General features: G+C 60.8%; 19 protein-coding genes. 11 read left to right on the forward strand and 8 right to left on the reverse strand.

The genetic code is table 11. The features are described from left to right. Positions 1-229: 229 nt before the first annotated feature. From recC to yfiB, 6 genes are all read left to right on the forward strand, one after another. Entirely contained in the window at positions 230-3,682 is a 3,453-nt protein-coding gene (gene recC, locus ACTD9P_RS23200; protein WP_438869524.1) for an exodeoxyribonuclease V subunit gamma, read from the forward strand. Further along, positions 3,679-7,353 (forward strand): exodeoxyribonuclease V subunit beta, encoded by a 3,675-nt coding sequence (recB, locus tag ACTD9P_RS23205; protein WP_438869525.1) that lies wholly within the window; start codon positions 3,679-3,681, stop codon positions 7,351-7,353. Before recC ends, recB begins: the two co-directional genes overlap by 4 nt. Beyond that, positions 7,350-9,419 carry an exodeoxyribonuclease V subunit alpha gene (recD, locus tag ACTD9P_RS23210; RefSeq protein ID WP_438869526.1) on the forward strand — a complete coding sequence of 690 codons (2,070 nt, stop codon included), beginning with the start codon at positions 7,350-7,352 and terminating at the stop codon, positions 9,417-9,419. The genes recB and recD overlap by 4 nt, the downstream gene beginning before the upstream one ends. A gap of 142 nt (positions 9,420-9,561) precedes the next feature. Then, complete coding sequence (gene yfiR, locus ACTD9P_RS23215) at positions 9,562-10,128, forward strand: regulatory sequestration protein YfiR (RefSeq protein ID WP_438869527.1); 567 nt, start codon at positions 9,562-9,564, stop codon at positions 10,126-10,128. Continuing rightward, on the forward strand, positions 10,125-11,387 hold the full coding sequence (dgcN, locus tag ACTD9P_RS23220; protein ID WP_438869528.1) for a diguanylate cyclase DgcN/YfiN: 1,263 nt from the start codon (positions 10,125-10,127) through the stop codon (positions 11,385-11,387). Before yfiR ends, dgcN begins: the two co-directional genes overlap by 4 nt. 4 nt (positions 11,388-11,391) lie before the next feature. After that, positions 11,392-11,883, forward strand: a complete 492-nt coding sequence (yfiB, locus tag ACTD9P_RS23225; RefSeq protein ID WP_200432504.1) for an outer membrane lipoprotein YfiB — start codon at positions 11,392-11,394, stop codon at positions 11,881-11,883. Positions 11,884-12,422: 539 nt separating this feature from the next. Here the strand turns inward: yfiB and ACTD9P_RS23230 are convergent. Together ACTD9P_RS23230 and ACTD9P_RS23235 are read right to left on the reverse strand one after the other, a co-directional pair. After that, positions 12,423-12,713 carry a DUF3077 domain-containing protein gene (locus tag ACTD9P_RS23230; RefSeq protein ID WP_438869529.1) on the reverse strand — a complete coding sequence of 97 codons (291 nt, stop codon included), beginning with the start codon at positions 12,711-12,713 and terminating at the stop codon, positions 12,423-12,425. Positions 12,714-13,044: 331 nt separating this feature from the next. Further along, positions 13,045-13,992 carry a LysR family transcriptional regulator gene (locus ACTD9P_RS23235; protein WP_438869530.1) on the reverse strand — a complete coding sequence of 316 codons (948 nt, stop codon included), beginning with the start codon at positions 13,990-13,992 and terminating at the stop codon, positions 13,045-13,047. A 131-nt stretch (positions 13,993-14,123) separates the two neighbouring features. On the opposite strand from ACTD9P_RS23235, the gene ACTD9P_RS23240 reads away from it, so the two are divergent. After that, entirely contained in the window at positions 14,124-15,641 is a 1,518-nt protein-coding gene (locus ACTD9P_RS23240; RefSeq protein ID WP_200432508.1) for a CoA-acylating methylmalonate-semialdehyde dehydrogenase, read from the forward strand. A gap of 15 nt (positions 15,642-15,656) precedes the next feature. Further along, positions 15,657-16,544 (forward strand): 3-hydroxyisobutyrate dehydrogenase, encoded by an 888-nt coding sequence (mmsB, locus tag ACTD9P_RS23245; RefSeq protein WP_138813849.1) that lies wholly within the window; start codon positions 15,657-15,659, stop codon positions 16,542-16,544. 50 nt (positions 16,545-16,594) lie between these two features. Here the strand turns inward: mmsB and ACTD9P_RS23250 are convergent, their stop codons facing one another. Both ACTD9P_RS23250 and ACTD9P_RS23255 read right to left on the reverse strand, forming a co-directional pair. Then, positions 16,595-17,845: an OprD family porin gene (locus ACTD9P_RS23250; protein ID WP_438869532.1), complete on the reverse strand. Its 1,251-nt coding sequence runs from the start codon at positions 17,843-17,845 to the stop codon at positions 16,595-16,597. A 105-nt stretch (positions 17,846-17,950) separates the two neighbouring features. Then, the gene (locus ACTD9P_RS23255) at positions 17,951-18,295 is read right to left on the reverse strand and encodes a cupin domain-containing protein (RefSeq protein ID WP_003230905.1); all 345 of its coding nucleotides are present in this window, start codon (positions 18,293-18,295) and stop codon (positions 17,951-17,953) included. Between the two features lie 400 nt (positions 18,296-18,695). Here ACTD9P_RS23255 and kynB point away from each other — a divergent pair, with 400 nt between their 5' ends. Together kynB and kynA are read left to right on the forward strand one after the other, a co-directional pair. Continuing rightward, complete coding sequence (kynB, locus tag ACTD9P_RS23260; RefSeq protein ID WP_438869534.1) at positions 18,696-19,346, forward strand: arylformamidase; 651 nt, start codon at positions 18,696-18,698, stop codon at positions 19,344-19,346. Then, positions 19,343-20,200, forward strand: coding sequence for a tryptophan 2,3-dioxygenase (kynA, locus tag ACTD9P_RS23265; protein ID WP_110621683.1), 858 nt, complete (start codon positions 19,343-19,345; stop codon positions 20,198-20,200). Before kynB ends, kynA begins: the two co-directional genes overlap by 4 nt. Before the next feature lie 133 nt (positions 20,201-20,333). Here the strand turns inward: kynA and ACTD9P_RS23270 are convergent, their stop codons facing one another. The 4 genes from ACTD9P_RS23270 to antA all read right to left on the reverse strand — a co-directional run bounded on the left by ACTD9P_RS23270 (position 20,334) and on the right by antA (position 24,848). Continuing rightward, positions 20,334-21,734 carry an amino acid permease gene (locus ACTD9P_RS23270; RefSeq protein WP_307417472.1) on the reverse strand — a complete coding sequence of 467 codons (1,401 nt, stop codon included), beginning with the start codon at positions 21,732-21,734 and terminating at the stop codon, positions 20,334-20,336. A 72-nt stretch (positions 21,735-21,806) separates the two neighbouring features. Further along, entirely contained in the window at positions 21,807-22,814 is a 1,008-nt protein-coding gene (gene antC, locus ACTD9P_RS23275) for an anthranilate 1,2-dioxygenase electron transfer component AntC (protein ID WP_438869535.1), read from the reverse strand. A gap of 151 nt (positions 22,815-22,965) precedes the next feature. Beyond that, on the reverse strand, positions 22,966-23,457 hold the full coding sequence (gene antB, locus ACTD9P_RS23280; RefSeq protein ID WP_056858366.1) for an anthranilate 1,2-dioxygenase small subunit: 492 nt from the start codon (positions 23,455-23,457) through the stop codon (positions 22,966-22,968). After that, on the reverse strand, positions 23,457-24,848 hold the full coding sequence (gene antA, locus ACTD9P_RS23285) for an anthranilate 1,2-dioxygenase large subunit (RefSeq protein ID WP_438869536.1): 1,392 nt from the start codon (positions 24,846-24,848) through the stop codon (positions 23,457-23,459). Before antA ends, antB begins: the two co-directional genes overlap by 1 nt. Positions 24,849-25,160: 312 nt before the next feature. On the opposite strand from antA, the gene ACTD9P_RS23290 reads away from it, so the two are divergent. Then, on the forward strand, positions 25,161-26,153 hold the full coding sequence (locus tag ACTD9P_RS23290) for an AraC family transcriptional regulator (RefSeq protein WP_438869538.1): 993 nt from the start codon (positions 25,161-25,163) through the stop codon (positions 26,151-26,153). Positions 26,154-26,237 lie beyond the last annotated feature (84 nt).

Here is a 26,237-nt window from a genome sequence, read left to right on the forward strand (position 1 = left end):
TAGTGAAACGATGCATCGCCGATGGTAGTGTGGGGTTTCCCCATGTGAGAGTAGGTCATCGTCAAGATTAAATTCCGAAACCCCTGATTGCTAACGCAATCAGGGGTTTTGTTTTGGGCGGTCGAAAAGTATGGGCACGCAACGTATCAAGCGTCTCCCTCTTGCAGCCTGCAACCGCCTTCAATGCTAAAGTCCATGCCTCGATTTTGCTTTTCCCAAGGAAGCCGTTATGCCGGATGCGACGTCCCTCAGCGCTGGATTCATGGTGGTTCACGGCAACCGCCTGGACGAACTGCGCAGCCTGGTAGTCAGCTGGATGCGCCGTTATCCGTTGGCTCCTCTGGAAAACGAAATTGCCCTGGTCCAGAGCAACGGCATTGCACAATGGCTCAAGTTGGCCTTGGCCGAAGATCCCGAAGAAGATGATATGGGCGGCTGCGGCATCGCTGCGGCTATCGACGTGCAACTGCCCGGTAGCTTCATGTGGCAGCTCTATCGCATGGTCCTGGGCAAAGACGAAATTCCGCCCAAATCCCTGCTCGATAAAGCCCCCCTGACCTGGCGTCTGATGCGCCTGCTCCCGGAGCTTATCAATCAACCGCACTTCGAGCCCCTGCAGCGCTTTCTCACCGACGACACTGACCTGCGCAAACGCTATCAACTGGCCGAACGTCTGGCCGACTTGTTCGACCAATACCAGGTCTACCGCGCCGACTGGCTGGAGGATTGGGCCGCCGGCCGCCATCAACTGCGCAATGGTCGAGGCGAAGCAAAGCCCCTGAACCCGGCGAACTGCTGGCAGGCAGAACTATGGCGCGCACTGCTACTGGACGTAGGCGAAGAGGGCATGGCCGAAAGCCGCGCCGGTGTTCACCAGCGTTTCATCGAGCGGATCAACACCCTCGAAAAAGCCCCTCAAGGCCTGCCGTCCCGAGTCATTGTTTTCGGCATCTCATCATTGCCCGCCCAAGCGCTGGAAGCCCTCGCCGGCCTGGCACGCTTCAGCCAAGTCCTGTTGTGCGTACACAACCCTTGCCGCCACCACTGGTCCGACATCGTTGCCGACAAAGACCTGCTGCGTAACGAGTACAAACGCCAGGCGCGCAAAGCTGGCATGCCAGTCACTATCGACCCGCAAACCCTGCACCAGCATGCGCACCCGCTGCTGGCCGCCTGGGGCAAACAGGGCCGTGACTACATCAGCCTGCTGGACAGCTACGACGACCCCAATAGCTACCGCGCCGCCTTCCGGGATGGTCGCATCGACCTGTTCAGCGACAGCCAGCCCACCACGTTGCTCAATCAGTTACAGGACGACATCCTAGAACTGCGCCCACTCAATGAAACCCGCGAACTCTGGTCGGGCGTCGATCTAACACACGACAGCTCCATCCGCTTTCACATCGCCCACAGCGCCCAACGTGAAGTGGAAATTCTCCACGACCAATTGCTCCAACGCTTCAGCGCCGACCCCACACTGCGCCCGCGTGACATCATCGTCATGGTCCCCGACGTCGACAGCTACGCGCCGCACATCCGCGCGGTCTTCGGCCAACTTGAGCGAGCCGACCCACGCTTCATCCCGTTCACACTCACCGACCAAGGCCAACGCGGCCGCGATCCACTGCTGATCGCCGTCGAACACCTGCTGAAACTGCCTGACAGCCGTTTCCCCGTCAGCGAAATCCTTGACCTGCTCGACGTCCCCGCGCTGCGCGAACGTTTTGCCATCAAGGAACGCGACTTGCCCACGCTGCATCGCTGGATCGAAGGCGCCGGCATCCGTTGGGGCCTCAACGCCGAACAGCGCGCCGGCCTCGGTTTGCCTATGGAGCTTGAGCAAAACAGCTGGCGATTCGGCCTGCGTCGCATGCTGCTGGGTTATGCCGTAGGCACTGGAATTGCCTGTGACGGCATCGAACCCTACGATGAAATCGGCGGCCTCGACGCCGCGCTGATCGGCCCACTGGTCGCCTTGCTCGATGCGCTAAACCACGCTCATCAAGCCTTGTCACAACCGGCAAGCCCCCAAGAATGGGGCGAGCGCCTGCAACGCCTGATGCAGCTGTTCTTCCTGCCCAGCAGTGAGCACGACGACTATCTACTCGGCCAGCTCGAACAGCTGCGAGAAGACTGGCTGGAAACCTGCGAGTCCGTCGGCCTGCAGGACGCGTTACCCCTTACCGTAGTCCGTGAAGCCTGGCTCGCCGGCCTCGACCAAGGCCGCCTGTCCCAGCGCTTCCTCGCGGGAGCTGTCAATTTCTGCACCCTGATGCCCATGCGCGCCATCCCGTTCAAGCTGGTCTGCCTGCTCGGCATGAACGACGGCGATTACCCGCGCGCCCAACCGCCGCTGGACTTCGACCTCATGGGCAGCGACTACCGCCCCGGCGACCGTTCACGCCGCGAAGACGACCGCTACCTGCTGCTCGAAGCGCTGCTGTCGGCCCGCGATCAGCTCTACATCAGCTGGGTAGGCCGCAGCATCCGCGACAACAGCGACCGCCCGGCCTCGGTATTGATCGGCCAACTGCGTGACCACCTCGCCAGCGGCTGGCACAACGCAGATACACAAGAACCCCTGCTGGAAGCCATGACCCAGGAGCACCCACTCCAACCCTTCAGTGCCCGCTACTTCCACGAAGGTGATGCGCTGTTCAGCTACGCCCGCGAATGGCAATTGCTGCATCAGGCACCCGTGGCCACCGCCACAGAAGAACACTTGGCCGAGCACCACCAGGAAGAACCCTTGAGCCTTGGCCAGTTGCAGGACTTTTTGCGCAACCCCGTCAAACACTTCTTCAGCCAGCGTCTGAAAGTGTTCTTCGAGGCCGCTGAAGTCCCGCTGGCCGATGAAGAACCTTTCGTTCTCGATGCATTGCAACGCTACAGCCTCAGCGATAGCCTGCTCAATGCCGCCTTGGCCCAGCCCGATCACATAGACCAGGCCCTGAATGCCCAAGCCCTGCGCCTGCAAGGCAGTGGCCTGCTGCCCATGGTCGGTTTCGGCGAATGCCTGCGCAATGAATTGGTCGAGCCATTGCCCGATCTACTGCAACGTTATCAACACTTACTGGCGCTCTGGCCCACGCCACAAACGGCCGCCGAACCGATCAGTTTTGAGCATCAAGGCATCGAGCTCGAAGGTTGGATCAGCGGCCTGCATCGGCGCAGCGATGGCGGATTGTTAAGCATCACCACCATCCCCAACAGCATCGGCTCGATCAAGACCCGCAAGTGGCATCGCCTGATCCGCCCGTGGGTCAATCATGTGGTGGCCTGCGCTTGCGGCTTGCCGCTCAGTACCGGGCTGGTCGCCAGTGACGACACCCTGCTGCTGGCTCCGATGGAAAAAACCGTCGCCCAGGAAATTCTCGGCAACCTGTTACTGGCCTGGCACACCGGCATGCGCAAACCACTGCCCGTCGCCGTGAAAACCGCCTTCGCCTGGCTCGGCCAAACCGATCCGGACAAGGCCCAGGCAGCCGCGAGCAAAGCCTATGAAGGCGACGGCCTGACCACCGACGGCGAACGCCGCGAAACTCCCGCGCTCACCCGCCAATTCCCGGATTACGCCACGCTCATCGCCAGCGAAGAATTCGAAGGTTGGGCCGAAACCCTGTATCGCCCCTTGATCAACGCCCCATGGCGATCACTCAGCAGCGAGGAGGCCAGCGCATGATCAGTAAACCTTTGGCCCTGGCCTTCCCACTCAAAGGCAGCCAGCTGATTGAAGCCAGCGCCGGAACCGGCAAAACCTTTACTATTTCGGCCCTGTATCTGCGCCTGGTGCTTGGCCACGGTGGCGACGAATCCGGCTTTGGCCGCGAACTGCTGCCACCGCAAATCCTGGTGGTGACCTTCACCGACGCCGCCACCAAAGAGCTGCGCGAGCGCATCCGCATCCGCCTCGCCGAAGCGGCGCGGTTCTTTCGCGACGAAATCGAGCAACCGGACGCACTGATCGCCGACCTGCGTGACCAATACCTGCCCGAGCAATGGCCCGCCTGCGCCAACCGCCTGGACATCGCCGCCCAATGGATGGACGAAGCTGCGGTTTCGACCATCCACAGTTGGTGCCAGCGCATGCTGCGCGAACACGCGTTCGACAGCGGCAGCCTGTTCACCCAGACCCTGGAAACCGACCACAGCGACCTGCTCGGCGAAGTGCTGCGCGATTACTGGCGGCTGTTCTGCTACCCGATGCACGACGACGCGCTCAACTGGGTGCGCAAAAACTGGAGTGGCCCCGCCGCGCTGATGCCACGCGTGCGCGCGCTGTTCGGCAGCGAACGGCCCACCGACGAGACTCGCGAACCGGCCGAATTGATCAACGCTTGCTTGCAAGAGCGCCGCCAAGCGCTGGTCGCGCTCAAGGCGCCCTGGCAACAATGGGCCATCGAGCTGCGCGATATCTGCCTGCAAGCCGTCGCCGCCAAAGCCGTCGACGGCCGCAAGATGCAGGCGCGTTACTTTGAACCCTGGTTCGAAAAGATCAGCGCCTGGGCCGCTGACGAAACCCTTGAACAACTCGACATCGGCACCGGCTTCACCCGCCTCACGCCCGATGGCATGGCTGAAGCCTGGAAGGGCGAGCCGCCGCGTCACCCCGGCATCGATGCCATGGCCAGCCTCAAAGCCAGCCTCGACGCGCTGCCAACGCCCGATGCGGCCGTGTTGCAGCACGCCGCCGGTTGGGTCGGTAAACGCTTCGAAGAAGAAAAACGTCGCCGCGCCGAAATGGGCTTCGACGACATGCTCATTCGTCTCAATGCAGCCCTGCAAACCGACGGCGGCGAGCGCCTGGCCAGTGTGATCCGCGAGCAGTTCCCGGTTGCCCTGATCGACGAATTCCAAGACACCGACCCCGTGCAATACAGCATCTTCGACAGCATCTACCGCATCGAAGAAAACCACCACGACAGTGGCCTGTTCCTGATCGGCGACCCCAAGCAGGCGATCTACGCCTTCCGTGGCGCCGACATCTACACCTACTTGCGCGCCCGCCAGTCCACCACCGGCCGCCATCACACCCTGGGCACGAACTTCCGTTCCAGCCATGCGATGGTCGAAGCGGTCAATCATGTGTTCCAGCGTGCCGAAACCGGCCGTGGTGCGTTCCTGTTCCGTGAGCCAAATGGCGACAACCCGGTGCCGTTCCACTCGGTGTTGTCCCAAGGCCGCAAAGAGCAGTTGCAAGTCGATGGGCAAACCTTGCCGGCGATGAACCTGTGGCACCTGCCCACCGATCAGCCGATTTCCAACGCGGTCTATCGCCAACAACTGGCGGCCGCCTGTGCCACACAAATTGTTGAATTGCTCAATGGGGGACAGCAGGGCCGCGCAGGTTTCCTACAACCGGATGGCAGCTTAAAAGGCGTACTCCCGTCCGACATCGCCATCCTGGTGCGCGACGGCAAGGAAGCCCAAGCCGTGCGCGCCGAACTGGCCGCCCGTGGTGTACGTAGCGTTTATCTGTCTGACAAGGACTCGGTGTTCGCCGCCCAGGAAGCCCACGACCTGCTGGCCTGGCTCAAGGCCTGCGCCGAGCCGGACGTCGAGCGCCCACTGCGCGCCGCCCTGGCCTGCGTCACCTTGAACCTGTCACTGGCGGAACTGGAGCGTCTGAACCAGGACGAACTGGCGTGGGAAACCCGCGTGATGCAGTTCCGTGGTTATCGCGCGATCTGGCGTACTCAAGGCGTGCTGCCGATGCTGCGGCGCCTGCTGCATGATTTCAAACTGCCGCAAACCCTGATCGCCCGCAGTGACGGCGAACGCGTATTGACCAACCTGTTGCACCTGAGCGAATTGCTGCAACAGGCCGCGTCAGAGCTGGACGGCGAGCAGGCATTGATACGCCACCTGGCCGAACACCTGGCGTTATCGGGGCAGGCCGGTGAAGAACAGATTCTGCGCCTGGAAAGCGACGAGCAACTGGTCAAGGTAGTGACCATCCACAAATCCAAAGGCCTGGAATACGACCTGGTTTTCCTGCCCTTTATCTGCTCGGCCAAGCCGGTGGATGGCAGCCGCTTGCCGCTGCATTACCACGACGAACAGGGCAAATCCCAAGTCAGCCTGCGGCCCACCGCCGAGCTTATTGCCCAAGCCGACGACGAGCGCCTGGCCGAAGACCTGCGTTTGTTCTACGTCGCCCTTACGCGTGCCAAACACGCGTGCTGGCTGGGCATTGCCGACCTCAAACGTGGCAATAACAGCAGCTCGGTCTTGCACCTGTCTGCGCTGGGTTATCTGCTCGGTGGCGGTGCATCATTGGGCGAATCCGCCGGTTTGGCGCGCTGGCTGCTGGACTTGCAGGAGGGCTGCGCTGCCATCCACTACACCCACGTGCCCGACGCGCAAGACAGCCTGTTCCACCCGCCGCGCAACGAGGCTACCTTGCTTGCACCGCTACTGCCCACACGCAAGGCCGCTGAAAACTGGTGGATCGCTTCTTACAGTGCGCTAAGAATTGGCGACAGCATGAGCGCCGCAACCCTCGAAGCACCAGAAAGCCCACAAGCCCAGAAGCTGTTTGACGACGAACGCCTCGACCCCGACGCACCGCGTGAAGTGGCGGCGTCTGGCGGCGACATTCACCGTTTCCCACGTGGCCCTAACCCCGGCACCTTCCTTCATGGTCTGTTGGAATGGGCGGGTGAGGAAGGCTTCAACGTCACGCCTGAGGCGATCGAAAAAGCCGTGGGTGCGCGCTGTAATCGGCGCAATTGGGAAGGCTGGATCGTCACCCTCAGCGGCTGGCTCGGCCATTTGCTGCAAACGCCGCTGCCGGTAGATAACGATCCAGTCGCCCTCAGCAGCCTGCAGCACTACCAGATCGAAATGGAGTTCTGGTTCGCCAGCCACAAAGTCGACGTGCTGGCCCTCGACAAACTGGTGTGCCAGCACACCCACAACGGCGTGTCCCGCGTGGCCGCCGAACCGGTGCTGCTCAACGGCATGTTCAAGGGGTTTATCGACCTGACGTTCGAACACGACGGGCGCTACTACGTGGCCGACTACAAATCCAACTGGCTCGGCCCTGACGATTCGGCCTACACCCAGGACGCCATGGAACAGTCGATCCTTGAGCATCGGTACGACCTGCAATACGTACTTTACCTGCTGGCCCTGCACCGCCAGTTGAAGGCACGCCTGCCGGATTACGACTACGACCGCCATGTCGGCGGCGCGCTGTACCTGTTCCTGCGTGGCACCCAGGCCACCAGCCAAGGCGCGTATTTCACCCGGCCGCCACGGGAACTGATCGAAGGCTTGGACCTGCTGTTCCAGGGCAAACCCATACCGCCCAAGGTTGAGCCCGCCTGGGAACAAGGAGTGCTGCTATGAGCCTTTCACCGTTACCGCTAGAGGACTTGCTGCCCCTCAGTCGCGCCGCCGACCTGCTGCAACTGTTGGAGCGTTGGGTAGACCGTGGCTGGCTGCGTGCATTGGACAAAGCCTTCGTCGGCTTCCTCCACGAACTCGACCCGCAGGCCGACCCGCTGGTATTGCTGGCCGCCGCACTGACCAGCCACCAACTGGGCCATGGCCACGTCTGCCTGGACCTGTTCGAAACCCTTAAAGCGCCAGACTTTGCCCTGTCATTGCCCCCCGAAGGCGACCTGCAAACCGGCGCCATGCTGTTGCCCTCGCAATTGCTCGACGGCCTTGATGGCGCCCGCTGGTGCCATGCGCTGGCCGCCAGCCACTTGGTCGCGCTGACTGTCGATGGCAGTGAGTCGGCCCAAAGCCGCCCGCTGGTGCTGTCCGGCAAACGCCTGTATTTGCGCCGCTATTGGACCTACGAACGACGCATCGACACGGCGTTGCGCCTGCGCCTGGCCACCCAGGAAACCGTCGCCACTGATTTGCCGCAGCGCCTGAACACCTTGTTCGATCAAGCGCCGCCGGACGGCGTCATCGACTGGCAAAAACTCGCCTGCGCCCTGGCCACACGGGGTGCCTTCAGCATCGTCACCGGCGGCCCCGGCACCGGCAAAACCACCACTGTAGTGCGCCTGCTCGCGCTGCTGCAGGCCCCGGCAGTCGAGGCCAACAGCCCATTGCGCATCCGCCTCGCCGCGCCCACCGGCAAAGCCGCCGCACGCCTCACCGAATCCATCAGCCAGCAAGTGTTGTCGCTGAATGTGCCGGACAGCGTGCGGGAAAAAATCCCTACCCAAGTCACCACGGTTCACCGCCTGCTCGGCAGCCGCCCCGGCACGCGACATTTTCGGCATCACATTGGCAACCCGTTGCCATTGGACGTGCTGGTGGTGGACGAAGCCTCGATGATCGACCTGGAAATGATGGCCAACCTGCTGGACGCCTTGCCGCCCCACGCACGCCTGGTATTGCTCGGCGACAAAGACCAACTCGCCTCGGTCGAAGCCGGTGCGGTGCTCGGCGACTTGTGCCGTGATGCCGAAGCCGGCTGGTACAGCCCCGACACGCGCCAATGGCTGCAAGCGGTCAGCGGCGAAGACCTCAGTGCCAGCGGCCTGCAGGAAGATCTCGATGGCAGTCATCCGCTCGCCCAGCAAGTGGTCATGCTGCGCTACTCGCGACGCTTCGGCGAAGGCAGTGGCATCGGCCAGTTGGCGCGCTGGGTCAACCAGCAAAATGCCGAAGAGGCGCGCAAACTGCTTGCCGCGCGCAGCCACAGCGACCTGTTCTGCCTCAGCCTTAAGGGCGAACACGATCACGCCCTTGAGCGCCTGGTACTGGACGGGCAGGGCGACGATGCCCAGGGTTATCGCTATTACCTGAATTTGCTGCAAAGCGCGCGTCCTGCACTCGACACCCCACGTGAAGACGCCGCCTGGACCCATTGGGCGCAACAGTTGCTGCAAGCCTTCGACGCTTTTCAACTGCTCTGCGCCGTGCGCAAAGGCCCGTGGGGCGTGGAAGGTTTAAACCAGCGCATCACCGCCGCCTTACGCAAAGTGCGGCTGATCGAAGGCGATGACCAATGGTATGAAGGCCGCCCGGTGTTGATGACCCGCAACGACTACGGCCTGGGCTTGATGAACGGCGACATTGGCATCGCCCTCAAACTGCCCGAAAGCGACGGCGGCCCACAGGTGCTGCGTGTGGCTTTCCCACGCAACGATGGTCAGGGTGGCGTACGTTTTGTACTGCCCAGCCGTCTGAACGATGTGGAAACCGTGTACGCCATGACCGTGCACAAATCCCAGGGCTCGGAATTCACTCACACTGCGCTGATCCTGCCGGATGCGCTGAACCCGGTGCTGACCAAAGAGCTGATCTACACCGGCATCACCCGCGCCAAACGCTGGTTCAGTTTGATCGAACCGCGAGGCGGGGTGTTTGAGGAAGCGGTGCGGCGCAAGGTCAAACGCCTGAGCGGGTTGATGCTGGAGTTGGAGGCTGCGCCTGATGAAACTGACTGATGGGTCATGAAATATTTCTGGTTTAGTTGCCTGATTTTTCTGAAAAAATAGCGGGCTTTGATAAACCCCCAATTCGTGGGGTTTTGCGCCGCTGTGCTATCGTTGCGGCATCACCCTGTAAAACATTTGAGAGAATCGCTGCATGAACGTGGCTGTCTCGCCCACAGAGCGCAGTTTGAGCTGGAGACGCATGTTACTGGTGGCGGTGCTATGCCTGCTCGCGCAGCGTGCATTTGCGCAGACGCCCAGCCTGGCGGACCACCGCGCCCAGGCGGTCACCCAAGTGGTACTCGGCATTCTCAGTTATGCCCGTTGGCCGGTGGAGCCTGCACAACTGCGCTTGTGTATCGTCGGCCCCACCCAATACACCGACGACCTGATCAAAGGCACCACCCAGGCCACTGGCCGCCCAGTGGTGGTGAAGCGCCTGCTCGCCGACAACCCCGATATCGTCAGCGCCTGCGACGCCATTTACATCGGCAAACTCAGCGCCGATGAACGCAGCCGCCTGTTCACCTCATTGATCGGTCACCCGGTGCTCAGCATCAGCGAAGGCGGCGACCAATGCACCGTGGGCAGCCTGTTCTGCCTGCGCGTGGGCGATGAGCAAGTGTCGTTCGAGGTCAACCTGGACTCCGTCGCCCGCAGCGGTGTGCGCATCCACCCCAGCGTGTTGCAACTGTCCCGCCGTCGAGCGCCAGCGCCATGAGAACCGCTAAAGCGCGGCCGACCTTGCGTTCGGTCATTGGCCGTGGGCATTTGATCCTGGCACTGGTGGCCGTGACCCTGGCCAGTGTGTCGCTGACCCTGCTCGGCGTGCTGGCGCTGCGTGTGTATGCCGAGCACAACCTGCACCTGATTGCGCGCTCTATCAACTACACCGTGGAGGCTGCGGTGGTGTTCGACGACAGTGCCGCCGCCACCGAAGCGCTGAGCCTGATCGCCTCCACCGAAGAAGTGGCCCAAGCCGAAGTCTTCGATGCCAACGGCAAGCTGCTGGCGCAATGGATACGGCCCGATACCGGCATGCTCTCCAGGGTTGAACTGGCGGTGGCGCACACCCTGCTTGAACAGCCGATCAGCCAGCCGATCCTGCACCAGGGCAAACCGGTCGGCAGTATTCACTTGGTCGGCCATGGCGGCAGCCTGCTGCGCTTCTTGCTCAGCGGCCTGGCCGGCATCCTCATCTGCACCGCCCTCAGCGCCTGGGTCGCGTTGTACCTGGCGCGGCGGCTGTTGCAAGGCATCACCCAACCGCTGCAAAGCCTCGCCGCCGTGGCCCACGCCGCCCGCAGCGAGCGCGATTTCGACCGTCGCGTGCCACCGGCGCAGATCGCCGAACTCGACAGCCTCGGCAGCGACTTCAACGCCCTGCTCGGCGAGATGGAAGCCTGGCAAAGCCACCTGCAAAGTGAAAATGAAACCCTGGCGCACCAGGCCAGCCACGACAGCCTCACCGGCTTGCCCAATCGCGCGTTCTTCGAGGGCCGCCTGATTCGCGCGTTGCGCAGCGCCGCCAAGATCAATGAGAAAGTGGCGGTGTTGTTCCTCGACAGCGACCGCTTCAAAGACATCAACGACAACTTTGGCCACGCCGCCGGCGATGCCGTGCTGGTCGCCGTCGCCGAGCGCGTGCGCGCGCAACTGCGTGAGGATGACCTGGTGGCACGCCTGGGCGGCGATGAATTCGCGATCCTGCTGGCGCCGCTGCACAAGGCCGAGGATGCCCAGCGCATTGCCGACAAGATCATTGCCAGCATGGACAAACCAATCCCGTTGCCCGGTAACGAACAGGTGTTGACCTCCCTCAGTATCGGCATCGCCATCTACCCCGATCATGGCGCCACTCCCGGCACCTTGCTCAATGCCGCCGACGCAGCCATGTACCAAGCCAAGCGGCTGTCCCAGGGCAGCCAGCAAACGGCGGAGGCGGAGCCTACCGCTGCCAATGTTCAACACAGGAGTTGATCCCTTGTTCTCTAAAACGCGTGTTCTGTTTATCACTTTGCTGGTGGCCTTCCTGGCCCTCGGCGGCTGCCAGACGCCGCCACCCAAAGGCCTGAGCCCGGCGCAAATCGCCGTGCTTAAACAGCAAGGCTTTGAACTGACTGACGAAGGTTGGGCGTTCGGCCTGTCCGGCAAAGTGCTGTTCGGCAGCGACGTCGAAAGCCTCAACAAAGCCAGCACCGACATCGTCGAACGCATCGGCAAAGCCCTGACGGGCGCCGGCATCGAACGCGTACGCGTCGACGGCCACACCGACGCCTCCGGTAAAGAAACCTACAACCAGCAACTGTCCCTGCGCCGCGCCAAAAGCGTGGCCAAGGTGCTGACCGGCGTGGGCATGAAAGAAGAAAACGTCCAACTACGCGGCCTGGGCAGCAGCGAACCGGTGGCGTCAAACACCACCGTGGCAGGCCGCACCGAGAACCGGCGCGTGTCGATCGTAGTGATCGCTGACTAAGCACCCACCTCAAAAGCGGACGCAGAGCGTCCGGGGCGGCATTCCCACGCAGAGCGTGGGAACGATCGATTGAGGTCATTCAGCCAACGGGTCATTGACTGGTCCACCGCTTCACCGATCATTCCCACGCTCCGCGTGGGAATGCATCCTGTGACGCTCGGCGTCACGACTTCAAGAGCGGACGCAGAGCGTCCATGGCGGCATTCCCACGCAGAGCGTGGGAACGATCGATTGAGGTCATTCAGCCAATGGGTCATTGACTGGCCCACCGCTTCACCGATCGTTCCCACGCTCCGCGTGGGAATGCATCCTGTGACGCTCGGCGTCACGACTTCAAGAGCAGACGCAGAGCGTGGGAACGATCGATTGAGGTCATTCAGCCAATGGATCATTGACTGGTCCACCGCTTCACCGATCGTTCCCACGCTCCGCGTGGGAATGCATCCTGTGACGCTCCGCGTCACGACTTCAAGAGCAGACGCAGAGCGTCCAAGGCGGCATTCCCACGCAGAGCGTGGGAACGATCTGCGCTCTAGCCTTTAGCTCGTAGGCGTCATCGCTTGCGTCAGGTCATCCACCACGGCTTTGCCCATCTCACACAGGTAGTGCGCGGCCCAGGCGTATTGTTCGCCGCGTACATCCATGGCGGCTTCCATGGCGAGTTTCTTGGAATAAAACAGCAGGGTGGAGGCGTGTTCAAGGGCTTGCTCGATGGGCATGCCAGCATTGACGCGGAACAGCGGTTTTTGGTTTTCGCCGTAATCGCCGAAGGTGACGACGCCGAGGGTGGTGATGGATGAAAGGGGTGGATCGGGGACGATTTTGCTCATGATGATTGCTCTCTGCTGAAGTAGAGCTGCCACATCACATCGCTAAACATGAAGAGGGTGGCAGCTGTGTGCAGGTTAGCGATCCGGGCCAGAGCGCATCCCGGGTAGACTCGAAAGTCTCCCGCACACAGCCGCCATAAAACGCTAAAAGCTGACGAGAGCCAGCTGATACTGTTGGGGGCAGTGTCACGCCTGAAACTCGGATCGCTAAACCCGATCGCTGATGAGCAGCGAAGTCAGGAGGCTAGTGACCCAAACGGTAAGGCGCAATAGGGTAGAGAGTCTCTAGGAAACGTCCTGCAAATTAAAGCGAATCGTCGCTGATGGCCCTTTAATCCGCGAACCTCATCTGCCGCGTTTCCCCCATCAACAACCCCGCGTTCTGCTCCGTCACTTCCCTGATGTAATCCCACAACAACGTAATCCGCTTCAACTTCCGCAAATCCTCCCGGCAATACATCCAGAACTGCCGCGTTATCGCAATCTGCTCGCCCAGCACCGGCAACAACCGTGGATCCTGCGCCGCCAGAAAGCACGGCAAAATCGCCATCGACCTGCCCTGCTGCGCCGCCACGTACTGCGCGATCACGCTGGTACTGCGCAAACTCGCGCTGGCGCCGGGCACCACATTGGCCAGGTACAACAGCTCCGAGCTGAACGCCAGATCATCCACATAGCTGATAAACGGATGCTCGGCCAAATCCGCCGGTTTGCGGATCGGCGGATGTTGGTCGAGGTAGTTCTGGGTCGCGTACAGCTGCAGCTTGTAGTCGCACAGTTTGCAGCACACATACGGCCCGTGTTCCGGGCGCTCCAGGGCGATCACAATGTCGGCTTCGCGCTTGGACAGGCTGATGAAGTGGGGCAGGGGCAGGATATCCACAGAAATGGCCGGATACGTATCGACGAAATGGCTCAACTGCGGCGTGACAAAAAAGCTGCCGAAACCTTCGGTGCAGCCCATGCGCACATGCCCGGACAGCGCCACGCCAGAGCCGGACACCTGCTCGCAGGCCATGTGCAGCGTGCTTTCGATGGACTCCGCATACCCCAGCAAACGCTGGCCTTCGGTGGTGAGCACGAAGCCGTTGGTCCGGGATTTTTCGAATAACAATGTGCCGAGCGACACTTCCAACGAGCTGATACGCCGCGACACGGTGGTGTAGTCCACCGCCAGGCGCTTGGCGGCGACGCTGGCCTTGCGGGTGCGGGCCACTTCGAGGAAAAACTTCAGGTCATCCCAGTTCAGGGAGCCCAATGACGTGATGTTTTTTTGCATATTGGACCGGCTTTTATGTGCGTTCTTATTAGAGATTTGCACATCTATACTCCAAAAACAGTCCGAACGCCTCATTTCCCAAGGCGGTTTACGCGCCTTGTCTCTGCACAAATATAAGATTTGGAGACCACATGAACGCTTCTGCCGATATTTCCGTGCAACAGGTCAAGTTGCTGATCAAGGGTGAATGGGTCGAGTCCAAGACCACCCACTGGCAAGACATCGTCAACCCGGCCACCCAACAAGTGCTGGCCAAAGTTCCTTTCGCCACCGCCGATGAAGTCAACGCCGCCATCGACGCCGCGCATCAAGCTTTTCAAACCTGGAAGCTCACGCCGATCGGCGCACGCATGCGCATCATGCTCAAGCTGCAAGCCTTGATCCGCGAGCATTCCAAGCGCATTGCCGTAGTCCTCAGCGCCGAGCAGGGTAAGACCATTGCCGACGCCGAAGGCGATATTTTCCGTGGCCTGGAAGTGGTTGAACACGCGTGCTCCATCGGCACCTTGCAGATGGGCGAATTCGCTGAAAACGTCGCTGGTGGCGTCGACACCTACACCCTGCGCCAGCCCATCGGCGTGTGTGCAGGCATTACTCCGTTCAACTTCCCGGCGATGATTCCGCTGTGGATGTTCCCGATGGCGATTGCCTGCGGTAACACCTTCGTGCTCAAACCGTCCGAGCAAGACCCGCTGTCGACTATGTTGCTGGTAGAACTGGCGCTGGAAGCCGGTGTGCCGGCCGGCGTGCTCAACGTGGTGCACGGCGGCAAGGATGTGGTGGATGCGCTGTGCACCCATAAAGATATCAAGGCGGTTTCTTTCGTCGGTTCGACCGCCGTCGGCACCCATGTGTACGACCTCGCCGGCAAACACGGCAAGCGTGTGCAGTCGATGATGGGCGCCAAGAACCACGCCGTGGTGCTGCCGGATGCTAACCGCGAACACACGCTGAATGCCCTGGTCGGTGCCGGTTTCGGCGCGGCAGGCCAGCGTTGCATGGCCACCTCGGTGGTGGTGCTGGTGGGCGCGGCCAAGCAGTGGCTGCCGGATTTGAAAGCGCTGGCGCAAAAACTCAAGGTCAATGCCGGCAGCGAAGCCGGTACGGATGTCGGCCCGGTGATCTCCAAACGCGCCAAGGCGCGCATCCTGGAACTGATCGAAAGCGGCGTGAAAGAAGGCGCCAAGCTGGAGCTCGATGGCCGCGATATCAAGGTACCGGGCTTCGAACAAGGCAACTTCGTCGGCCCGACCCTGTTCTCGGGCGTGACCACTGATATGCAGATCTACACCCAGGAAATCTTCGGCCCGGTGCTGGTGGTGCTGGAAGTCGCCACGCTGGATGAGGCCATCGCGCTGGTCAACGCCAACCCGTTCGGCAACGGCACTGGCCTGTTTACCCAAAGTGGTGCGGCCGCGCGTAAGTTCCAGAGCGAAATCGATGTAGGCCAGGTCGGCATTAACATCCCGATCCCGGTGCCAGTGCCGTTCTTCAGCTTCACCGGTTCGCGTGGTTCCAAACTCGGCGACCTCGGCCCGTATGGCAAACAAGTGGTGCAGTTCTACACCCAGACCAAAACCGTCACCAGCCGCTGGTTCGACGACGACACGGTCAACGATGGCGTCAACACCACCATCAACCTGCGCTGATTTGGGGAGACGATCATGAAGATTGCATTTATCGGCCTGGGCAACATGGGCGCGCCCATGGCCCGCAACCTGCTTTTGGCTGGCAATAAGCTGAATGTGTTCGACGTAAACCCAGGCGTGTTCAAGGAGTTCGCAGAACTGGGCGCCACCGTCGCTGGCTCACCGCGTGAAGCGGCACAAGGCGCGGAGCTGGTGATTACCATGCTGCCCGCCGCCGCCCATGTGCGCAGCGTTTGGCTGAACGAAGACGGTGTGCTCGCCGGGATGGGTGAAGGCGTGCCGGCCGTGGATTGCAGCACCATCGACCCGCAAACCATCCGCGAGGTTGCCGCTACGGCGGCCAAGCAAGGCGTGGTGATAGCTGATGCTCCAGTCTCTGGCGGCACCGGCGGTGCCAGCGCAGGGACGCTGACCTTCATGGTCGGCGCCACCCCCGAGCTTTTCGCTACCTTGCAACCGGTGCTGGCGCAGATGGGCCGCAATATCGTGCATTGCGGCGACGTCGGCACCGGCCAGATCGCCAAGATCTGCAACAACCTGTTGCTCGGCATCAGTATGGTCGGCGTCAGCGAGGCCATGGCCCTGGGCGATGCGCTGGGCATCGACACGCAGGTGCTGGCTGGGATTATCAACAGCTCCACCGGGCGCTGCTGGAGTTCCGACACCTACAACCCATGGCCGGGGGTGATTGAAACCGCGCCGTCGTCCCGTGGCTATACCGGCGGTTTCGGCGCCGACCTGATGCTCAAGGACCTGGGCCTGGCCACCGAAGCTGCGCGCCAGGCCAAGCAACCGGTGATCCTCGGCGCCGTGGCCCAGCAGTTGTATCAATCGATGAGCCAGCGTGGGGAAGGTGGCAAGGACTTCTCGGCGATCATCAACAGCTATCGCAAACCCAAGTAGGGGCGTTTCCGAGAGCCCACGTCGGGCGGGCTCTCGGGTTTTTGCCGGGGTTACCACAGTGGCTTTTCGTAGCTGACGATCAAGCGCGTTTCGTCTATATCGCTTTCAAAGTTGGAGCGCATTATGGCGTTGCGTAAGCGGACTTTGACGTTTTTCAGGGTCGGATTCTGGAAGGCATAGCTCACATCGATATCCCGTTCCCACTCACGCCCGTCCGAACGGCCCGGCCCTCGGTCGACGTTGCTGCCCGATGCATAGCGCGTGAACATGGAAAGGCCGGGAACGCCCAGCGCGGTGAAGTCGTAGTCGTAGCGCACTTGCCAGGATTTTTCATCCTTATTGGCGAAGTCGCTGTACTGCAGAAAATTCACCAGTGTGGGATAGCTTCCTCTTACGGCGGCGTGGCCTGTGTTGCCTGACATGGTTTGGTAGGCCCCACCCAATTTATGCGCCCCCCATGCGTAGGTCAGCATCGCACCCACTGCGGTGTTGTCGATGTTGGTTTGGCCGTTATCGAGAGAGCGCGTGTAACGCAATTCACTTTTCAGGCTTTGGTTCTCGGCGACCGGATAGGTATGTTGAAGGCTGCCCGCGTGCTGGGTGTAGAGGTTGTCCAGCGTGCTGTAGTAGTAGCTGGCGGTGAGTTGTTTGTTGACGGCGTAACTACCGCCTGCAAAGTCGAATGCATTCGATTGATTCTTCCCACGAACCACGATATTCCTTCGTGCGCCGGTGGCGACCGCCAACGCTTCATAGTTGGTTGAGTCGACTTGGTTGACGTGGGTAATTCTGCCCACGTCCAGCGTCAGGTCTTTAAGTTCCTGGGAGCGCAGGTGCGCGCCCTTGAAAAGCTGCGGCTGCAAGCGGCCGACGTTTTTTTCCAGTATCGGTAGCGCTGGTGGGGCCAGCGCACCGATTTTCAGCGTCGTTTGGGAAGCCCTGAATTTTGCCGTAAAAGCGGCTTCGCCATAGCTGTCTTCGGCTTTGCCGGATTGACGCACCGGCAACAAGCCGGAGCGGGTTCGGTCTGCACTTGAATCAAGCTTGAAGCCCGCCATGGCGAGGACATCGATGCCAACACCCACGGTGCCTTCGGTGTACCCGGACTCAATTTGCAACGCGAAACCTTGTGCCCATTCTTCGCGCTTGGACTGCGTGGCCTTGGGCTCACGGTAGTCACGGTTGAAGTAAAAGTTCTTCAGCTCAAGCTTGCCGGTGCTGTCACTGATGAAGTCAGCGAGGGCAGAGGGTGCGAGAAAAACACAGATGTTTAACACACATACTTTGGTCAGGACGTTCAATTGGGCAGCCTGCGTGAGTGGGAGGACTCATCGCAGGGTGCTTTAAAGGGGCCGGACTCACGCTAGGGAAAACCTGAAGCAGGCCAAGGATTTATCTGATGTTGCTTATGCAAACACGAAATATTTGCGCACGGTTTCGACCACTTCCCACGTGCCCTTCATGCCTGGCTCTACCACAAAGATATCCCCAGCCCGCAGGTGAATCGGCTCCATGCCTTCGGGTGTGATCACGCAGTAGCCTTCCTGGAAATGGCAGTATTCCCACTTCACGTATTCCACGTACCACTTGCCCGGTGTGCAGATCCAGGTGCCCATGATCTTGCTGCCGTCTTCGCTGGTGTAGGCGTTGAGGTTGACGGTGTGCGGGTCGCCCTCGAGCTTTTCCCACTTGCAGGCATCCAGGACAGGTAGCGGGTGGGTGTCGCGCAGTACGGTGATGGGCTTGGACATGATGGCTCCGAGGCAGGAAATGGAAGGGTTCACCCTAAGGCCTTGGGCGTTGGGCCAGTGGTCTGAACTCGACATCGGGATGCCCAGAAGCGCAGCCGAATGCGATCTCTCAGACACTGTGCAGTCCCTGTGGGAGCGGCGGTGCGACGATTCGACTTGCTCGCGAAGGCGGTGGGTCAGCCAGCACATCCGGTGACTGAACCAGCGCCTTCGCGAGCAAGCCCGCTCCCACATTGGATCTCTAGTGATTGGAATACATTTTTAAGACGACATTTATGAGCGTCAATAAGCGATTTCCTCGCAATAACTGCGAAAAATTTCCCACGCTGCGCAGGAATTCGCAAGAAAATGCACGGCCGGCCCTCGTATCATTCACCCAAGAACGAGTGAGAGCCTTGCAATGAACCCAATAAAAACGTGGTGGGATATCAGCCCGCCCTTGAGCACGGCGACCCCGACCTGGCCGGGCGATACGCCGTTCCAGGAAGAGCGCGTATGGCAGTTTGGCCCGGAGTGCCCGGTGAATGTGGGGCGCGTGACGTTTTCGCCGCACACCGGCGCCCACGTGGATGCGCCGCTGCATTACAGCGCCGACGGCGCGCCGATCGGCGAGGTGTCGCTGGATGTGTACATGGGCCCGTGCCGGGTGTTGCATTGCCTGGGCAGCGGCGCGCTGGTGCAGCCGCATCAGTTGCAAGGGCGTGTGGATAACTTGCCCGAGCGCGTGCTGCTACGCACTTATGCACAGGCGCCGATGACCGAATGGGATTCGAATTTCACCGCCATCGCCCCGCAAACCATTGAGCTGCTGGCCAGCCTGGGCGTGCGCCTGATCGGTATCGACACGCCGTCGCTGGACCCGCAACAGTCCAAGACCATGGATTCGCACAACGCCGTGGCCCGCCATGGCATGGCGATTCTCGAAGGCATCGTGCTCGATGACGTGCCGGAGGGCGACTATGAGTTGATCGCACTGCCGCTGCGCTTTGCCAACCTGGACGCCAGCCCCGTCCGTGCCATTCTGCGCCCGCTCAAGGAGCCCACGCGATGAGCCAGTGTCCCTTCTCTGCCGATTACCAACCCCCGGAAGAATGGCATAACGCCGAACTGAATTTTTCCGAGTCCATGAGCTACGGCGACTACCTGGATCTGGGCAAAGTCCTCAGCGCCCAGCACCCGCTGTCGCCCGATCACAACGAAATGCTCTTTATCATCCAGCACCAGACCTCGGAGCTGTGGATGAAACTGATGCTCCACGAACTCAAGGCTGCCCGCGAGCACGTACGCCTGGGCGAGTTGCCGCCGGCCTTTAAGATGCTGGCGCGGGTGTCGCGGATCTTCGACCAACTGGTGCACGCCTGGGCCGTGCTGGCGACCATGACGCCGTCGGAATACAAGGCGATTCGCCCGTTCCTGGGGCAGTCATCGGGGTTCCAGTCGTTCCAGTACCGCGAGATCGAATTTATCCTCGGCAATAAAAGCGCAGCGCTGTTGCGCCCGCATGCGCATCGACCGGAGTTGTTGAACGAGTTGAAAGTGGCGATTGCCACGCCGTCGTTGTATGACGAAGCGATCAATCTGATGGTTAAAGCAGGTTTGGCGATTGACCCCAAACGCGCCGAACGCGACCCGACGGCGGCCACGGTTCATGATGAGTCGGTGGAGGCGGCGTGGCGCGAGGTGTATCGCGACCCGAGTCGGTATTGGGATTTGTATCAGTTGGCCGAGAAGTTCATCGACCTGGAAGACTCATTCCGCCAGTGGCGCTTTCGGCATGTGACCACGGTGGAGCGCATCATCGGCTTCCAGCCCGGTACCGGTGGCACGGAAGGCGTGGGTTATTTGCGCAAGATGCTCGACACGGTGTTGTTCCCCGAACTGTGGCGAGTGCGTTCCACGCTCTAAACAACCGGGGCTGATCGTTCCCACGCTCTGCGTGGGAACGCCGCTTTGGACGCTCTGCGTCCGCTTCTGAAGTCGTGACGCGGAGCGTCACAGGATGCATTCCCACGCGGAGCGTGGGAACGATCATCAGGGGTTACTGCGCCACGGCTACTTTCGCGTTTCTGATCCGCAACCGATAAGCAATGTAGATAATCCCCACCCAAACCGGCATCGCATACACCGAGTTGTTAATCCCTGGAATCGCCAGCATCACACTGATGATCATCACCATGAACGCCAGGCACAGGTAGTTGCTGAACGGGAACCAGAAGGTCTTGAACGACGGCGTCACGCCTTGCTCGCCCATGGCCTTGCGGAACTTGATGTGGGTGAGGCTGATCAGTGCCCAGTTGATCATCAGCGAGGCAACCACCAGCGCAAACAGCAGTTCCAGCGCACTGTGCGGCGCGACGTAGTTGACCACCACGCACAGCATCGTCACCAGGGCCGAAATGGCCAGGGCGCGAATCGGCACGCCTTGCTTGTTGAGCTTCATCAGCGCCTTGGGCGCATCGCCTTGCTCGGCCAGGCCGAACAGCATGCGGCTGTTGCAGTACACGCCGCTGTTGTACACCGACAGCGCCGCGGTCAGCACCACGAAGTTGAGGATGTGTGCGGCGGTGTCGTTGCCGATCAGAGAGAAGATCTGCACAAACGGGCTGCCGCTGTAGGCATCGCCCGACGCGCCGAGGGTTTGCAACAGTTGGTCCCATGGGTAAAGCGACAGCAGCACGGTGAGTGCGCCGACGTAGAAAATCAGGATGCGGTACACCACCTGATTGATCGCCTTGGGGATCACTTTGCGCGGCTCGCTGGCCTCGGCGGCGGTAATGCCCACCAGCTCCAGGCCGCCGAACGAGAACATGATGAAGGCCATCGACATCAACAGCCCCATGCCGCCATTGGGGAAGAACCCGCCGTGGCTCCACAGGTTGCTCACCGAGGCTTGCGGGCCGCCGGTGCCGCTGAACAGCAGGTAGCAGCCGAGCACGATCATGCCGACAATCGCCACCACCTTGATGATCGCGAACCAGAACTCGGCTTCACCGAAGAACTTCACGTTGAGGGTGTTGATCAGGTTGACCGCGACAAAGAACACCAGCGCACTGACCCAGGTCGGGATCTCGGGCCACCAGAACTGGATGTATTTGCCCACGGCGGTCAGTTCGGCCATGCCCACCAACACGTAAAGTACCCAGTAGTTCCAGCCCGCCAGGAAGCCGGCATAGCCGCCCCAGTATTTGTGCGCGAAGTGGCTGAAGGAGCCGGCCACCGGTTCTTCGACGATCATCTCGCCAAGCTGGCGCATGATCAGGAACGCGATAAAGCCGGCGATCGCGTAACCCAGGATCATCGACGGCCCCGCCGACTTGAGCACCCCGGCCGAGCCGAGGAACAACCCTGTGCCAATCGCCCCTCCCAAGGCGATCAGCTGAATGTGCCGGTTCTTCAGGCCACGCTTGAGGCCCACCGGGTTAACCATGTCATCCGCCATTAACATTCCCTTCTACTTGTTTTTCTTGAGGGTGAGTGCACGCCGCATCAACCCCTCAGAACTGCTGAGGGGTCAGATATTACTCTGCGTAAACTTTTCGTAATACAACTGAACGCCATCAAGTGCCTGATCCGCCAGCCATTGCTGCACGGATTCGACCATTGGAGGGGGCCCGCACACGTACATATCCGCCGAACCGTCCCGCAATTCGGCCAGGTCGAAATGCTCGGTAAGGTAACCGCGTTTGCCCGGCCATTCGGGTGACGGGGCGCTGAGCACTTCGGTGTAGCGAAAACCGGGAATTGTCGAGGCGTAGGCCTGGATGCGTTGTGCTTCACACAAGTCCTCGGCCCCACGTACGCCGTAATACAAGTGGACCGGCTGGTTGCAGCCGTTGGCAGCCAGCTCATCGAGTACGCCCAGCAAGGCCGACAGGCCGGTGCCGCCAGCCACCAGGATCAGCGGCCGGGTGACATGCCTGAGGTAGAAGGCGCCCAATGGCGCCTCCATCAGCATTTCATCACCGACCTGGCAGCGCTTGCGCAGGTAGTTGCTCATGACGCCATCGGGCAACAGCCGCAGCAGAAACTGCAGTTGACTACCCGGCCGGTTGGCGAAGGAGTACGAACGCCAACTGTCGGTGCCAGGCACCGCCAGGCGCGCATATTGGCCGGGCAGGAAGTCCAGCGGGTTGTCCAGGGTCACCTGCAAAACCGCCGTGCTGGCCGACACCTGCTGCACTTCGCTGACCTTGCCGCGTACCTGCACCGGCCCCGGTGCATTGCACAGGCTCGAATCAAAATCGAAGTAGAACGTAGCGTCGGACTGCACTCGTGTTTGGCAACTGAGCATCTTGCGTTGCTTGAGGTCGAGGCTGGAGAGGGCTTCGTCGTCGACATAATCCTGGGTGTAATCGCCGGATTCGCAGCGGCCCTGACAGGTACCGCACACGCCTTCACGGCAATCGAGCGGGATCTTGATGCCGTTGCGCAATGCCGCATCCAGCAGGATTTCATTCGCGCCCACCGGGAAAAACAGGGTCTTGCCGTCGGCAAAACTGAAGGCCACTTTGTGATTCATATGTTGTTCTCCGCGCGCATAACCTGTGGCGAGGGAGCTTGCTCCCGCTGGGCTGCGCAGCGGCCCCAAAATCTTGGCAGCGCTACGCACTGGAGCGCCAGCCCGGTCCACCGGGAGCAAGCTCCCTCGCCACAGGGTGTGATGTGCCTGATTAGAGGTGATAAAAATCCAGCACCGAGTTGATGGTGTCGTTGAGCAACAGTGCGTGCTTGCGGGTGATCAGCCAGCTGTCGCCATCCGGTTTTAGGTGGTAAGTGGCAGGCCCGTAAAACTGCTCCGACGTGGCCAGGCGATAAAACAGCGTATGCCAGTTCAGCTTCACCTCCAGCGTGCCGTCAGCCTGCTCGGCGATCCGCACGTTGTTGATCAAGTGCAAGGTGCGCGGCATCGGTGTAGCCGACGCCGCCTTGCCGGTGCGCAGGCGGAATACGCGGTCTTCCAGGCCCGAACGGTTGGCGTAGTAGATCAGCGACATCTCGCGTTTGGGGTCGCGGGTGTACACGTGCTCCGAGTCCCATTGCGGCAGGTGGAACTCACTCTGCGGGTCGAACAACTGCACGTAGGCGTCCCAGTCCTGGGCGTCGCACAGTTCGGATTTGCGATAGAAAAATTGCTCGATCCGGTACTGCAATTGGGCATCCATCACTTCACCTCCCGCAGTGTCAGCGCTTGCTGGTCCAGGCCTTTGAGCAGAAATTGCTGCCAGTTACGGTGCTGGTTCACATACAGGCCTTCGTGGGTGAATTCGGTGCCGGTCATGGCCGGTTGAATGCCGATGGCTTCGCTGTTCGGCGTAGGGCCGGTTTCCCAGCGATGGCTGCCCCGTGAGATATCGCTCCAGCGTTCCAGGCGGCCCTGGAAACCGCGCTGGGCTTCGCGAAACTCCACCAGATCATCCGGCGTGCCCATGCCCGACACGTTGAAGAAATCCTCGAACTGGCGGATGCGGTTTTCACGGTCGGCGTCCGACTCGTTTTTCACGCCCAGGCACTGGCTGATGATCTCGGTCTTGTTCCACGCCACCGGGCGGATGATGCGCAGCTGCGAGCTGATCTGGTCGAGAAAGAACAGGCTCGGGTAGATGTTCAGGTTGCGCAGGCGGTGCATCATCCACTCGGCTTTCTGCTGGCCGTGTTCATCCACCAGGCGCGGCATGATGGTGGCGTAGCCCGAGCGCACGCTGGGGTTGGGCATGTCGCTGAACAACACACTATGGCCGTTGTTGAAGGCGAACCAACCGTCATCGGTATTCGCGTCGCCGGCGCCGAGTTTGCTGTAGTCCAGGGTGCTGGCGGACGCGCTGCCGTTTTCGCTATTCACCTGCTGGCGATGCTGCACCGTGGCCACGTAGTTGTAGTGCACGGTGCTGACGTGATAACCGTCCAGGCCGTTTTCGTTTTGCAGCTTCCAGTTACCGTCGTAGGTGTAGGCCGATTTGCCCGGCAGCACTTCCAGTTCACCGGTGGCGGATTGCGCGACCATCATGTCGAAGAACACTTTGGCGTCACCAAGAAAGTCTTCCAGGCTGTCGGTGCCTTGCACGTTGAGGCTGATGAACACAAAGCCCTTGTAGCTTTCGATACGGGCTTTTTTCAGACCGCGTGTGGCTTTGTCGAAACCTTCCGGGTACTCGCCCGGCGCCTTGACCTTCACCAGCCGTCCGTCGCTCTTGTAGCACCAGGCGTGGAACGGGCAGGTGAAGGTGGATTGGTTGCCCTTGCCGACGCGGGTCAGTGTGGTGCCGCGATGCTGGCAAGCGTTGATCAGCGCATTGAGTTGGCCTTCGCCGTCGCGGGTGATGATCATCGGCTGGCGCCCGGCGCGCATGGTCACGAAGTCGTGGTTATTGGCCAGTTCGCTTTCGTGGCAGGCGTAAATCCAGTTTTTTTCGAAGATCAGTTCCATCTCCAGATCGAACAGCTCGGGCTCGGTGAACATCTCGCGGGCGATGCGAAACACTTCATCCACCGGCCGAAAGTCCAGGCAACCTTCGATAAACGTTTTCCACTGCTCGACGCTTCTTGCACCACTCATGGGAGGCACCTTTTTTGATAAGGGCTAATCGGTGGGGTATTAGAGGCAGCAGGGCAGGGCGCGGGCTATCCGCTTAATGGGTGAAGGCAGGCCGCAAAATTGGGCAGCAAATACCCAGTTCAGTGCGCTCAGGTGACGCCATGCGCTACTGTCCTACCAAGGGAAGGTCGCAAATGCCTGCGGCTTATCCACATAGTCGACGGTTGTTATCCACCCCGTTGCATTCAGGCGGGCGTGGCGTAGAACTTGCTGTCGATTGCCAACGACGCGCCGCCAGAGCGCGCAACCGCCTAACCGCCGTGGGTGCCCCTGATGAGTAGCCATACACGCGAAATCCATATTCAACGCTTCGACCTCGAAGGCGCCTGCAGCTGGATGTCCGGCATCTGCGGGCCGCATCGCCTGGCGACGTCTACTCCCGAGCGCCTGCGTTTTCACCACAGCGCCAATGTGTTCAAGTCCCGCGCCACCACCTTGGGCGTGATCGAGTACGGCACTGACGTGACCATTGATATCGAAGATGCCGAGCACTTCAGCAGCTACAGCCTGAGCCTGCCCTTGGTGGGCGAGCAGGAATTGAGCAAGAACGGCGAGCGCTTGAGCTCCAACCGTGACCAAGGCGTGATTTTGTCGCCTAACGAGCATCAGGTACTGGCGATATCCGGTGATTGTCGCAAATTGCAGGTGGTGATTACGCGGGCGGCGATGAGTGAGTCGCTGGAAGGGTTGCTGCAACGGCCGGTTGAAGCGCCACTGCGTTTTGAGTCGGTGATGGATGCCGTGGACGGCGCTTCTGCGTCGTGGTGGCGCATGGCGCGCTACTTTATTGCCGAGCTTGAGTGCAGCAGCGAGTTGTATGAGCAGGCGGCGTTTACGCGGGATCTGGAAAGCTCGCTGATCAAGGGGTTGATCCTGGCCCAGCCAAATAACTATTCAGAAGAATTGCGCGACGTGCTCGGCGTGAAGCTGCCGCATTACCTGATTCGGGCGCGGCAATACATCCACGACAACGCCCGCGAGGCGATCCATTTGGAAGACCTGGAAGCGGCTGCGGGTGTGTCGCGGTTCAAGCTGTTCGATGCGTTTCGTAAATACTTTGCGCTGTCGCCGATGGCTTACCTGAAGAAGTACCGGCTGGGTGTCGTGCGCCAGGAAATCCTCGAGCAGGGTTCAATCCGCACCATCTCCGAGATCGCGCTGGGCTGGGGCTTTACCCACTTGGGACGGTTTTCGGCGGAGTACCGCAAACTGTTCGACGAATCCCCCAGCCAAACCCTGCAGCGCAAGCGCCTGCGCAGTCTCTGAACCGGATGAAGATCAAAATGTGGGAGCGGGCTTGCTCGCGAATGCGGTGTGCCAGTCAATACATATGCTGGCTGACCCACCGCA

The sequence above is a fragment of the Pseudomonas onubensis genome (assembly GCF_965653655.1).
Lineage (GTDB): Bacteria > Pseudomonadota > Gammaproteobacteria > Pseudomonadales > Pseudomonadaceae > Aquipseudomonas.

What these genes read in the sequence shown, in the direction of transcription:
- recC (WP_438869524.1), top strand. Translation starts at nt 230, where the DNA reads ATGCCGGATGCGACGTCCCTCAGCGCTGGATTCATGGTGGTTCACGGC.
- recB (WP_438869525.1), top strand. Translation starts at nt 3,679, where the DNA reads ATGATCAGTAAACCTTTGGCCCTGGCCTTCCCACTCAAAGGCAGCCAG.
- recD (WP_438869526.1), top strand. Translation starts at nt 7,350, where the DNA reads ATGAGCCTTTCACCGTTACCGCTAGAGGACTTGCTGCCCCTCAGTCGC.
- yfiR (WP_438869527.1), top strand. Translation starts at nt 9,562, where the DNA reads ATGAACGTGGCTGTCTCGCCCACAGAGCGCAGTTTGAGCTGGAGACGC.
- dgcN (WP_438869528.1), top strand. Translation starts at nt 10,125, where the DNA reads ATGAGAACCGCTAAAGCGCGGCCGACCTTGCGTTCGGTCATTGGCCGT.
- ACTD9P_RS23230 (WP_438869529.1), bottom strand. Translation starts at nt 12,713, where the DNA reads ATGAGCAAAATCGTCCCCGATCCACCCCTTTCATCCATCACCACCCTC.
- ACTD9P_RS23235 (WP_438869530.1), bottom strand. Translation starts at nt 13,992, where the DNA reads ATGCAAAAAAACATCACGTCATTGGGCTCCCTGAACTGGGATGACCTG.
- ACTD9P_RS23240 (WP_200432508.1), top strand. Translation starts at nt 14,124, where the DNA reads ATGAACGCTTCTGCCGATATTTCCGTGCAACAGGTCAAGTTGCTGATC.
- mmsB (WP_138813849.1), top strand. Translation starts at nt 15,657, where the DNA reads ATGAAGATTGCATTTATCGGCCTGGGCAACATGGGCGCGCCCATGGCC.
- ACTD9P_RS23255 (WP_003230905.1), bottom strand. Translation starts at nt 18,295, where the DNA reads ATGTCCAAGCCCATCACCGTACTGCGCGACACCCACCCGCTACCTGTC.
- kynB (WP_438869534.1), top strand. Translation starts at nt 18,696, where the DNA reads ATGAACCCAATAAAAACGTGGTGGGATATCAGCCCGCCCTTGAGCACG.
- kynA (WP_110621683.1), top strand. Translation starts at nt 19,343, where the DNA reads ATGAGCCAGTGTCCCTTCTCTGCCGATTACCAACCCCCGGAAGAATGG.
- ACTD9P_RS23270 (WP_307417472.1), bottom strand. Translation starts at nt 21,734, where the DNA reads ATGGCGGATGACATGGTTAACCCGGTGGGCCTCAAGCGTGGCCTGAAG.
- antC (WP_438869535.1), bottom strand. Translation starts at nt 22,814, where the DNA reads ATGAATCACAAAGTGGCCTTCAGTTTTGCCGACGGCAAGACCCTGTTT.
- antB (WP_056858366.1), bottom strand. Translation starts at nt 23,457, where the DNA reads ATGGATGCCCAATTGCAGTACCGGATCGAGCAATTTTTCTATCGCAAA.
- antA (WP_438869536.1), bottom strand. Translation starts at nt 24,848, where the DNA reads ATGAGTGGTGCAAGAAGCGTCGAGCAGTGGAAAACGTTTATCGAAGGT.
- ACTD9P_RS23290 (WP_438869538.1), top strand. Translation starts at nt 25,161, where the DNA reads ATGAGTAGCCATACACGCGAAATCCATATTCAACGCTTCGACCTCGAA.